This window comes from Actinomyces urogenitalis DSM 15434 (assembly GCF_000159035.1).
Lineage (GTDB): Bacteria > Actinomycetota > Actinomycetes > Actinomycetales > Actinomycetaceae > Actinomyces > Actinomyces urogenitalis.
This window is the reverse complement of the sequence record NZ_DS999574.1, coordinates 775,534-787,196: the sequence shown is the minus strand read 5'-3', so window position 1 is coordinate 787,196 and position 11,663 is coordinate 775,534. Positions and strand designations below refer to the sequence as shown.

At 65.7% G+C, this 11,663-nt stretch carries 6 protein-coding genes; 3 read left to right on the top strand and 3 right to left on the bottom strand.

The genetic code is table 11. From position 1 onward, the window contains the following. The coding region (locus tag HMPREF0058_RS11710; protein WP_141560460.1) for a Cna B-type domain-containing protein at positions 1–4,755 on the bottom strand (4,755 nt) is incomplete at its 3' end. Positions 4,756–5,163: 408 nt separating this feature from the next. Here HMPREF0058_RS11710 and HMPREF0058_RS03400 point away from each other — a divergent pair. From HMPREF0058_RS03400 to HMPREF0058_RS03390, 3 genes are all read left to right on the top strand, one after another. Next, entirely contained in the window at positions 5,164–6,609 is a 1,446-nt protein-coding gene (locus tag HMPREF0058_RS03400; RefSeq protein WP_006548282.1) for an MFS transporter, read from the top strand. A gap of 57 nt (positions 6,610–6,666) precedes the next feature. Continuing rightward, positions 6,667–8,127: a mannitol dehydrogenase family protein gene (locus HMPREF0058_RS03395; protein WP_006548281.1), complete on the top strand. Its 1,461-nt coding sequence runs from the start codon at positions 6,667–6,669 to the stop codon at positions 8,125–8,127. Between the two features lie 326 nt (positions 8,128–8,453). Continuing rightward, on the top strand, positions 8,454–10,130 hold the full coding sequence (locus HMPREF0058_RS03390; RefSeq protein WP_006548280.1) for a lysine--tRNA ligase: 1,677 nt from the start codon (positions 8,454–8,456) through the stop codon (positions 10,128–10,130). A gap of 256 nt (positions 10,131–10,386) precedes the next feature. Here HMPREF0058_RS03390 and HMPREF0058_RS03385 read toward each other — a convergent pair whose 3' ends face one another. Together HMPREF0058_RS03385 and panD are read right to left on the bottom strand one after the other, a co-directional pair. Next, positions 10,387–11,016 (bottom strand): ATP-binding protein, encoded by a 630-nt coding sequence (locus tag HMPREF0058_RS03385; RefSeq protein ID WP_006548279.1) that lies wholly within the window; start codon positions 11,014–11,016, stop codon positions 10,387–10,389. 62 nt (positions 11,017–11,078) lie between these two features. After that, a complete protein-coding gene (panD, locus tag HMPREF0058_RS03380) occupies positions 11,079–11,534 on the bottom strand; it encodes an aspartate 1-decarboxylase (protein ID WP_006548278.1) in 456 nt (151 codons plus the stop codon). Positions 11,535–11,663 lie beyond the last annotated feature (129 nt).

The following is an 11,663-nucleotide window of genomic DNA, read 5'->3' as shown; positions in this document are numbered from 1 at the left end:
CCCCACAGGCTTGGCTGGGACGGGTGTGTTGACCACACGACCCAGATCCACACTCACGCCCATCCGGTCGATCACAGCAGCCTTGGCCCAACCAGACAGGACGTAGCCCGCCGGCGCCTGGGTCTCCACCACACGGTAGGAACCAGCAGGAACACCCTCGAACACCACCCGGCCGTCCGCGCCACTGGTCACGGTGTCCAACACCTGCCCGGTAGTGGTGCGCAGCTCAAAGACCGCACCCACCAGAGGCGCACCAGCAGCGTCGGTCTTCACCAACGACACCACACCACGCACCAGCGTGTTCGTCACCGTGAACCCACTGGCAGCATCACCGGTGACGGTGGCCTCGTACCCTTCGGGCACGCTCGTCTCGGCCACCGTGTAGGAGATCTCGCCCTGATCGTCGTGGCTCAGCAGGCCGGCGAACTCGCCCTTCCAGCTGTTGCCCGCGTTCAGCGTGAGCGTCTTCCCGGCGACGTCGGTGTCATTCGCCTTCAGCTGCACCGTCACCGAGTCCGGACGCTTACCGTCCTGGTTCTCGTTGTCGCTCCAGGTCTTGGTCACCTTGACCGTGACCTTCGAGCGCTTGTTGGTGATCTTGTATCCGGCGGAGTCGCTGCCGGTCACCGTGGCCTTGTAGCCCGTTGGCACCGAGGCCTCTTCGACCGTGTACTCGATCGCTTTGTTCGTGGCGGCGTCCTTGATCGGAAGGTTCTCGAACACGCCCTTCCAGGTCCCGGCCGCGCTGAGCGTCAGGTTACCCACGGCCTTGCCGTCGATGTCCTTCGCCGCCTTGCCGTTGGCCAGGAGCCTGACGCTGACCTCGGACACCGTGGTCGCGGTCTGGTCGCCGGCGCCGTTGTTCTCATCCCAGATCTTCTCAACCTGAACCGCGCGCGGACGCGACAGGCCGGCGTTCAACACGACTCTGCCCGCCAGGCTCGCGGTCACCGGCTCAGACACGGCCTTCTGCGCATCCGCAGTCCCCGTCAGCTTCACATCGCCCTTCTCCGTGACCGGGGAGAAGCGCGTGTACGGGTTCGATGCGCCCTCGCCTTGATCGGTCTTGGGCGGGGCGGGGTTGTAGACCGTCACGGTGTATTTCTTGCCCAGGGGATCCCGGTCGCCCGGGATAAGGCCCTGGAACTTGTAGGTGCCGTCCTCGCCGGTACGAACCGTCTCGACCAGATCGCCGCGCTCATCCCTGAGCTCGGCCACCGCGTCGGGGATCGCCTGCTCGAGGTCCTCACCGTCATCGTCCTTGTCGATGATGCTGTCGTTATCGATGTCGTACCAGACCTTGCCCGTGATGACGCCCGGTTCGATGAGCATGGCGACCGGCTGCCCATAGCGGTAACCCTTACCGGAGCCGAGGTCACGCAGGTAGGCAGGGGCCATGACATCGAGGGGGTTCGTCTCCGCGACCTCATGCGAGACATCTCCGACCTTCATGTTGAACAGGAAGGTCTGCGCCTCCTTGGGCTGGATCTGAGCGTCATCGGGGGAGCTGATCCGGACGAAGTTCACCCTCGCCCAGTCCTCTGCCGTCCAGGACGCCGTATTGGCCTCGTCCGTCCAGTCGAAACCACCCCACTTGAGCGCCTGGCTCGTGGGCTCGGCATCCCGCGCGTAGGAGACCGTGTAGCCAGCCGGGAGCTCGCTCTTGATTCCGCCGTTCAGGTTCATGGTGAACTCGAAGGCCTTCTTCGTGGGCTGCACCGCCTGACCCCAGTTCTGCCCCTCCTTCGGCACCGGCCAGTAGATCGTGAGGCCGTTCGCCGCCGTCTGCGTGGGGTTGGTGGCGATCAAGCGGTAGTCGACCGTGGACTCCGCACCGATCTCGGTGCGCTTCCGCCCGTCATAGGTCACATAGCGCGAATCGGGCTGGGTCGCCATCTTCGCAGCCGACTGCACGACGACGTCGGTCGGCGACTTGGGCTCGATAGCGCCGACCGGACGGCCGAAGAGGTCGTCGGTCGAGCCGTTGCCGTTGAGGTCCCACCTGTCGGTGGTCATGCCCCCACCGTGGACGAGCTCTTCCTTCGTGTCCGTGTCGAACTCGTACCAGACGATGCCCTCGTCGGCGCGCCATCCAGCGGAAAGGCCACCCGGAGGGCCAACGTAGCGTGCCTCATCCTTCGTGGGGTCAGAGGTGTAGGAGATCCTGAGGCCGATGTCGCCGTCGTAAGCCCAGTACCCGATATTCGTCGTATACGGGACCGCCTTTGCCGCCTCATACCAGTAGAACTGCGCACCGCCCGTGCGCATCTCGTATTTATCTTTCTCGTTGGTGATCTTCGTCAGGTCGAGCTTGTACACCCGGGCCTTGGGATAGGCCTCCTTGAGTTTGTCAGAAGGTGCGACCTCGTACACGTCAGCCTGAGCGCTGTACTCAATGCCGTTCTTGTTCTCCATCCACGCTTGCTTGGCTCCGACCGAGCGCGAGTACAGCCTGAAGGACATATCCGAACCGAACGGGCTGATGACGTAGATCGCGTTGAGCGTCTGGGCGCCTGTCGAGGATCCGTTCCAGACTGACTGGAAGTAGCTGAACCACCTATCAGCCTGCTGCTCGCCAATCACCGGATCGATCAGACCGTCATGCCACGCGTAGTTCCCCGAGTTATGCCCCTCGATATAGCTCTTACCGGTGAATCCGGTGAAGGTATCGCCGATGGTCACATGGTCCTTCGAACGACCCACGTACTTGTTGTTCTCGGCGACGCCGTCGCCGTCCCAGTCCCAGATGTCCTGGTTACGGTGGTTGAACTCCGGCTCCTCATCACCCGTGTTCTCAATGCGGATACGTGCCTTGAACAACGTGGGATTGTCTCCCCACTTGCCCTTCTCGATGACCGTGTTGTTCCGCACAACACCGAAATACGGCAGCGTGGTAGTGGGTTGATTGAAGTCTTCCTTGCCGGAGCCGTCGTTTGCCTCGGCGCGGCTCCTGTAGCTGACAAACGAGGTCTTAGCCGGAATCGTGTCGATCTTGTACTCGATGTGCTTGAGATACACGCCCTCGTGGGCGCCGTCTCCGAGCACCGTCTGCACGCGGAACCGCTGAGGCGGGTTGTCATATGAATAGGTCTTGGTCCTATTCGTGTTCGAGTCCCACAGCGTCACCTTGAAGTCGGTGACCTTGGTGGCTTTCGCGCCGGCGTAGTCGCGCGAGAGGAAGGGCAGGGCCTGCGCCGTTACGCCGCCGACGCCGGTGTTATTGACGTCGTAGTCGATGATGATCGTCTTGGCCCGCGAGCTGCCAGTGCCGCGGTTTCCGACGGTGAAGTATCCGAGGGTGCGCTCCTGGGTGTGCTCGAAGCCGGGGGCGCCCATGTAGACGTTGTTGTCGGCGATATAGCCCTCCCACAGGGGCCAATCAGCCTCACGGCTCGGCCGGTACATCTGCGTGTTGACATAGACGTCCTCGGTCGGCTCAACGATCTCGTAATTCACCGAGCTGAGCTTCTTGGCGTCGTAGGGCAGGTGGGAGGACTCGCTGTAGGGATTGTGCAGCTTGACGCCCACATCGATCTGCTCGATCGTCACGATGGTGCCTGCAGGGAAGTTAGCAGCCGGGAAGCGCCACATCGGATTGAAGGCATTGTCCCCGTTCTCGAAGGTGACGAGCTTATTCTCCTTGCGCCACACATACAGCGTCTTATCTTCCGGAACGGTGTATGTGCTTCCATCGCTCTTGGTGAACTGCTCCCCCGCCTTGAAGGTTGTCAGATCGGCATCGGAGACATCGGTTCCCCCTTGCTTCGTATACAAGCCCAGGTACTCAGCCTTCGCGGGAACAAGAAGCGCGAAGAAATAATCATCGACCACAATCTGGGAGCGATCGTTTGCGCTGGCGATCCATTTGACAGTCTCTGTGGTTCCGCGAGGGTCATCGAGGCCAACCTCGATATTTCCCTGAGCGTTCACTTTGTTCCAGACATCATTCCGCCCAATGGTGTTGAGAACACGCGGGTTCTTCAGCGACGTTGTGGTCGTGAGCTTCTCGTTTGCCTGCGCGCCAGCCTCGTCCACGTAGAACTGCTCAACCGTTACTCCCTCGGGGACAGTCAGGGCGCCGTCGAGGTGTGAGACCAGCTGGATGGGGACCATGAACGTGACTTCCTGCGTGGTGTCCTGAAACTCGTAGCTCAGGACGCCGTCGTTCATGTTCGCGCCATAGATGGTTGTCGGCTTCTTCGCCGAATCAGCCTGCTTGCTCGGGACAGTCTGCCCGTTGTCTTTGAGTTCCTGGACCCAGCCCTGGGTCTTATCGAGGGCGAACGCGTCGCCACGATAGCGGACTCCTGGCTTGAGCGTGATATCGATACGCTTCTCCGTTGCCACGGGGAATACGGCATGGATCTCGAGGTTCATGGACTGACCGCGGTTCAACTGCACGGTGGTCGAGGAGTCGCCAAGATCCACAAGGGTGTTCCCGCCAGCTGTCAGCTTGGCCTCAATGACCGGCTCTTGCACCACATTCGCGGCACGATCCTCTGAGCGGCCGACCATGACCTTGCTCAGCGGCGAAGGCAATGACCCATCGGCGCCCTGAGAAGAAGGCTCCTCGACTACAGCGTTGTCTGAGTCTTGTGCATCAGATTCCGCACCCCCCGCTTCATCAGCAGGGGCGGACACCGACGTCGTCGGCCCGTCACCGGGAACCGCGTCCTCAGCCACAGCAGGCACCGCGCCACCAAGCAACAACGCACCCGCAGCAAGGACACCAAGAACAGACTTGGGAAGCCTCATGGGGAACCATCCTCATCGATCACGACTGCCCACACCGAACCGGGGAGACTCAGGGCGCAGACAAGGGAGACACACAGCATGGTAACGCCCTCCCCCCCCCCGCCAAGGCCTTGCGCCCTGCGCAGTCTCTAGCTCCCTAGCCTCCCAGGCAGCCGCCCCACCCGCCACACCGGTCACCGTTCACACCCACTTCGGTCACCTGGCACCATGACTCGCCCCACATCATCCACTTTCGTCGCACGATTCCAACCCTCACCACCACTCCAAGCACACACGCAACGGTCATCCAGACCAGGCACACCGGTCACCACGCGGGCACAACCAGGCGTCAGGATTCTTGCGCAGCCGGAACCGGGCACCACGCCCGCGCTCCCGCCCGCAGACAACGTCGTCCCGGAAGGTGCCTCGATGCCCATCTCGAACAAGATCGTCGCCGCGATCCAACGCAGCGGATTCCCCACCGACCTCGCCGTCGGCTTCCTCGCCGTCGTCATCTTCGTCATCGGTGACGGTATCGAGGCCGTGTGGATCACCAGCTACCTGTCCACCCCCGAGGTCGGATTCTCCGTCTCCCAGGCCTCCATGATCGTCACCTCCTACGGGGTCGTCGTCGCGATCGCCGCGTTCCTGTCCGGCGCGCTGTGCGACGCCCTGGGCTGCCGCAAGGTCATGGCAATCGGCCTGGTCTCCTTCCTTATCTTCGATGCCCTGTTCATCACCGTGGCCATCGCCTCCCACAGCCTGCCCCTGCTCATGGTCATCTACGGCCTGCGCGGCTTCGGCTACCCCATGTTTGCCTACGGCTTCCTCACCTGGGTCATGATGGTCACCCCCGCCGCCCGCCAGTCCTCTGCCTCGGGCTGGTTCTGGTTCGCCTTCTCGCTCGGCATGCAGCTGCTGGGTTCCTACCTGTCCAGCTTCTTCGTCCCCGCCATCGGCCACACCGCCACCCTGTGGGCCGGATGGGCCCTGGCCGCCGTCGGTGGCGGCCTCGGCATGGCCTTCCTCGCCCGTCACCCCTCTGCCGACCTCAACCAGGGCAAGTCCATCGCCGCCTCGGTCTCCTCCGCCGTGACGGTGCTGTGGCGCTACCCCAAGGTCCCCATCGGCGGGATCGTCAAGGTCATCAACCTCTCCGGCCAGTACGGCATGCAGGCCTTCTACGTGGTCTACCTCCACAAGGTCTTCGGCATGCCCGAGTCCCAGGCCATCCTGGAGTTCTCGATCTTTGGCCTCGTGGCCATCATCGGCGACGTCTTCTGGGGCGTCATGGGAGACAAGATCGGCTGGCGCAACACCATCCAGTGGGCCGCTGCTCCCATCTGCGCCGCCTCGCTGGTCTACATGTACCTCATCCCCATCATCGCCGGTCCGAGCTTCTTCCTCATCGCGCTGGGCACCGCCGCCATCGGCATCGGCCTGTCCGCCTTCGTGCCGACGACGCCGCTGATCACCGCCCACGCCCAGGGCGAGACCGGCAACGCGCTGGCCATCCTCAACCTCGGCGCAGGCCTGGGCGCCTTCGTCGGCCCGGCCATCGTCACCCTCCTGCTGGGCGATGAGACCACCGCCTCGGGCTACCTGTGGGTCGCCGTCGGGCTCGCGGGCCTGTACGTCATCGCCTTCGCCCTCACCTTCGCCCTCACCTTCGCCCTCAAGCTCCCCGGCAACGCCAAGATCATCGACACCACTGACCTTCTGGTCACCGCTGAGGCCCTGGCCGAGCTCAAGGCAGGCGAGGCCGGCACCAAGCCCACCAACGCCCCCGGCGCCCTGAGCGGCCAGGCAGGCCCCACCGTCGTCCATCGCTCCGGCTCAGCCCCCACGCCCGACGACGCCCTCCTGGCTCGCTGAGACACCCACCTGACTGCACACTCACCTCTATCCGCCTCGACTGACAAGGACACTGCCATGACCACCCTGGCCACCCACCCCCTCGCCCCCACCTACGACCGCTCCGCCGTCACCACCGGCATCGTCCACATGGGCGTGGGCGGATTCCACCGCGCCCACCAGGCCATGTACCTCGACCGCCTCATGCGCGAAGACAAGGCCCTGGACTGGGGCATCTGCGGCGTCGGACTGATGCCCCAGGACTGCGCCATGCGCGACGCCCTGACCGCACAGGACTACCTGTACTCCCTCACCCTCAAGCACCCCGACGGCCACCACGAGACCTCGATCATCGGCTCGATCCACGACTACAAGTTCGCCCCCGAGGACCGCGACGGCGTCCTTGAGGTCATGACCGCACCGACCACCCGCATCGTCTCGCTCACCGTCACCGAGGGCGGCTACAACATCGACGACGTCACCGGCGCCTTCCGCACCGACTCGGCCGGGGCCGTGCACGACGCCGCCCACCCCAGCGAGCCGGAGACCTCCTTCGGCTACATCGTTGAGGCGCTGCGCCTTCGCCGCGCGGCCGGCACCGCGCCCTTCACCGTCATGAGCTGTGACAACCTGCCGGGCAACGGGCACGCCGCCCGCACCGCCGTCGTCTCCCAGGCCCGCATGAGCGATCCCGAGCTCGCGCAGTGGATCGAGGCCAACGTCTCCTTCCCCAACTGCATGGTCGACCGCATCACCCCCAAGACCACGCCGGCGGACATCGAGGAGGCCGAGAAGGTCCTCGGTGTGCACGACAACTGGCCCGTGGTCGCTGAGCCCTTCACCCAGTGGGTGCTGGAGGACCAGTTCACCCTGGGCCGCCCGCCGTACGAGGAGGTGGGCGTCCAGCTGGTGGAGGACGTGGTGCCCTACGAGCTGATGAAGCTGCGTCTGCTCAACGGCTCCCACCAGGCGCTGGGCCACTGGGGGCGCCTGCTGGGCATGACCTACGCCCACGACGCCGCCGCGGACGCGGACATCTCGACCTGGATCCGCACCTACCTCGACCGCGAGGTGCTGCCGACCCTGCGGCCGGTGCCCGGGATCGACCTGCGTGAGTACATCGACACCCTCTTCGAGCGCTTCACTAACGAGGCCATCGCCGACACCCTGGCGCGCCTGGCCTTCTTCGGCCCCTCGGGCATGCCCAAGTTTGTGCTCGCCGGACTGCGTGAGAACCTCGCCGCCGGCCGCCCGATCCGCATGGGTACGGCGCTGTGCGCGGCGTGGTCGCTCGGTGTGCTCGGACGCGACGAGAACGGCGGGGAGATTGAGCAGGTGGACGATCTGCGGCCCTTCTCCCAGGCCCAGGAGGCTGGGCGTGGCGGTGAGGGCGAGCTGGCCTTCATCCGCAACGCCGCCATCTTCTCCAACCTCGCCGAGGACGAGCGCTTCCGTTCCACCTACCTGTCCGAGCTCGCCGCCCTGCGCGAGCAGGGCTCGCGCTCTCGTATGAAGGCGCTGCTGACGGCCGAGAACTGAGGCTGGGCGCAGGCTGCGCGCCGCTTGCGGCTGCTCGCCTGTCATGACCCACGACGGCGCCGCTCGTCTCGCTCGCGAGGCGGGCGGCGTCGTCGTGCGCTGCTGGAACGTGGGAACCGGGGAGATCGGAGGCCCGGACATGCCGTCTGCTGCGTGCTTTCCCCGATTGAGACGGCCTTCGGCGATTGGTACGTGCGTCCCAGGCTCTGACAAGCGCTGCACATTCAGGAAGGCACGCACCAATCGCCAACGGCCCGTTCCAATGCCCTGCGCCGCCCCACCAACCGGCGTCGGCCTGCGCTTCCTGTGACCGCTAGACTTCCCCCATGACTGACGCGACTGAACGCTCTGCCTCCCTGCCCGCCGATGCCTCCCAGGCCCAGGACAAGCAGGCGGCCAAGAAGCAGTCCAAGGCCGAGCCCGGCCCGGGCGAGCAGTTCGAGATCCGCGCCGCCAAGCGTGAACGCCTGCGCGCCGAGGGCTGGGAGCCCTACCCGGTCCAGGTGCCCGTCACCACCACCATCCAGGCTGTCCGCGAGCGCTACAGCCACCTGGAGGCCGACCAGGAGACTGACGACGTCGTAGGCGTGGCCGGGCGCGTGACCTTCCTGCGCTCCTCGGGCAAGCTGTGCTTCGTTGCCCTGGCCGACGGCGCCGGCCGGACCCTGCAGGCCATGATCTCCGCCAAGAACCTGCCCGGCGAGGGTCACACGAGCCTGGCCTCCTTCAAGTCCGACGTCGACCTGGGCGACCACCTCTTCGTCCACGGCCGCGTCATCTCCTCGCGCCGCGGCGAGCTGTCCGTCATGGCTGAGACCGCCCTGACCGCCGGCCACTCCGCCGAGCAGTTGCCCGAGCTCGGCGACGACGCCGTCGAGGTCCCGGCCTGGCGCATCGCCTCCAAGGCCCTGCGGCCGCTGCCCAAGACCTGGACCAATGACAAGGGCGAGACCGTCTCCCTGTCCGAGGACAACCGCGTGCGCCGCCGTGAGCTCGACCTGCTCACCCGCCCGGCCGCCCGTGACATGGTGCGCACCCGCGCCGCCGTCGTGCGCTCCCTGCGCGAGAACTTCCACCGCCGCGACTACCTGGAGCTGGAGACCCCCATGCTCCAGGTCATCCACGGAGGCGCGGCTGCACGGCCCTTCGTCACCCACATGAACGCCTTCGACATGGATCTCTACCTGCGCATCGCCACGGAGATCTACTTGAAGCGCGCCGTGGTGGGCGGCGTCGACCGCGTCTTTGAGATCAACCGCAACTTCCGCAACGAGGGCGCCGACTCCTCCCACTCCCCCGAGTTCGCCGCGCTGGAGGCTTACGAGGCCTACTCCGACTACAACGGCATGGCTGAGCTGACCCGCAACCTCGTCCAGCAGGCGGCCCGTGACGCCTTCGGCCTGGAGGAGGGCAAGGAGGTCGTCACTCTGGCCGACGGCACCGAGTACGACCTGTCAGGCGAGTGGGACAAGATCGACCTGTACACCTCGGTCTCCAACGCCGTGGGCGAGGAGATCACGGTCGAGACTCCCCGCGAGCACCTCGTGGCCCTGGCTGAGAAGCTGGACCTGGAGGTGGATGACTTCGCGGTGGCCGGCAAGATCGTCGAGGACATCTTCGAGGAGACGGTCGGAAACAAGCTGTGGGCCCCGACCTTCGTCTACGACTTCCCCGAGGACACCTCGCCGCTGACCCGCTACCACCGCTCCAAGCCGGGGCTGACGGAGAAGTGGGACCTGTACGTGCGCGGCTTCGAGCTGGGCACCGCCTACTCCGAGCTGGCCGACCCGGTGGTCCAGCGCGAGCGCTTCGAGGCCCAGGCCCTGGCCGCCGCCAACGGCGACCCCGAGGCCATGGTGCTGGATGAGGACTTCCTCGTGGCCATGGAGCAGGGCTTCCCACCCTGTGGCGGCATGGGCATGGGCATCGACCGTCTGCTCATGGCCCTGACCGGCCAGGGCATCCGCGAGACGATCACCTTCCCGCTGGTCAAGCGCGCCTGAGCCCGCGAGCGCGCGACAAAAGCAGCGCTACCCCCATTGATACGTGCACCCGCGATTGTGGCGTGCTCCCTGGGCCCCGGGGAGCACGCCACAGTCCTAGGTGTACGCACCTATCCGCGCAGGTACGTACACCAATCAGGATGGCGCTGGAGTCACGCAGGGTCGGCGCCGCAAAACAGCAGAGGCAGCACTGAAAAGAAGCAAGGCAGGCAGAGCCAACGCCTGCCTATCGGCCAGGCGCCCGCCAAACAGCGGCTCAGGAGCGGATCAGCCCCCGGATCGTGTCCTCGCACTCCTGGCGGGAGACGGCGCGGCACCCCTGGCGCACCCAGGCGGCAATCTTGGCCGGCTCCTCACGCGCCAGGCGCACCCCACGCGTCAGCAGGACGTGCAGGGGCTTGCGGTGCTCATTGACATCCCGGCGCAGCCGGAACCACCAGGTCTGGATTGTCGGCCTGCGCAGCACCAGGGCATCAGCCAGCACACCGGCCTCACGGCAACGCTCCACGAGCTCAGCAGCAAAGATCCCCTCGGCCACGAAAGCTGTCTCCGCCCCGAGCTCCAGCACCTCGCTGCCCACGGTCGCGTTGTCAGCGATCGAGTAGACCGGCACCGTCGTCCGACCGCTCTGGCACAGCTGGAGGATCGCCGTCATCGCGCGCTCAGCATCCCAGCTGGCCGGGTGGTCCCAGTCAATGAGGCTCATGGCTTGCGACTGGCTCACGCCAGCCTCGCCGGACACCCGCCCATCCAGCAGCGGCATGCCAGGCTCGTCACCATCACGGTAGAAGTCGTCCAGCTTGAGCCGGCGTGCGCCTACCCTGCGCAGGAGAGAGGTCTTGCCAGAGCCGGAGGGGCCGGTGAGCAGGATGACGCGTGCCTTCACGGGACCTAAGCCTAAAGGGAGGGGACTGCGCGGCGGCGGGCCAGGAGCAGGGCGCCTCGGCCTCAGCCGCGAGCCTGCTCGAAGCTGACCCCGGAGGACACCAGGCCTTGCAGCCGGGCAACATCAGAGTCGACGGGAACCTGGCCAGGCTCGCTGCCCCGGTCCACGATCTGGTTCTTGGCGTCCACGAAGACGACGTGGGGCAGGTAGGTGCGTGCGGCGGCGTCGTCGATCTGGGAGTAGGCGATGAGAATGACGATGTCCCCGGGCGAGACCAGGTGCGCCGCCGCCCCGTTGACACAGATCTCGCCCGCGCCACGCTCGCCGGGGATGACGTAGGTGGACAGGCGGTTGCCGTTGGTGCAGTTGCAGATGTCCACACGCTCGCCGGGCAGCAGGTCAGCGGCCTCCAGCAGCGCAGCGTCCACCGTGATCGAGCCGACGTAGTTGAGGTCGGCCTGGGTGACGGTGGCGCGGTGAATCTTGGACGTCATCATCGTCCGGGTGCGAGTGCTCATCGCGGCCAAGGGTATGCCGTGCGGTGCCCTGCCAGGCGGCGAGGTGAGCGAGGTGACAGCACGCGTGCCTCACACCTGCGCCGCGGAGGGAGGGCCGACGACGGCGCGCGCCACCCCTTCGGCGCTGTC

Bases quoted from the DNA above. Each gene is read 5' to 3' on its own strand.
- HMPREF0058_RS03400 (WP_006548282.1), top strand. From the start codon at position 5,164: ATGCCCATCTCGAACAAGATCGTCGCCGCGATCCAACGCAGCGGATTC.
- HMPREF0058_RS03395 (WP_006548281.1), top strand. From the start codon at position 6,667: ATGACCACCCTGGCCACCCACCCCCTCGCCCCCACCTACGACCGCTCC.
- HMPREF0058_RS03390 (WP_006548280.1), top strand. From the start codon at position 8,454: ATGACTGACGCGACTGAACGCTCTGCCTCCCTGCCCGCCGATGCCTCC.
- panD (WP_006548278.1), bottom strand. From the start codon at position 11,534: ATGAGCACTCGCACCCGGACGATGATGACGTCCAAGATTCACCGCGCC.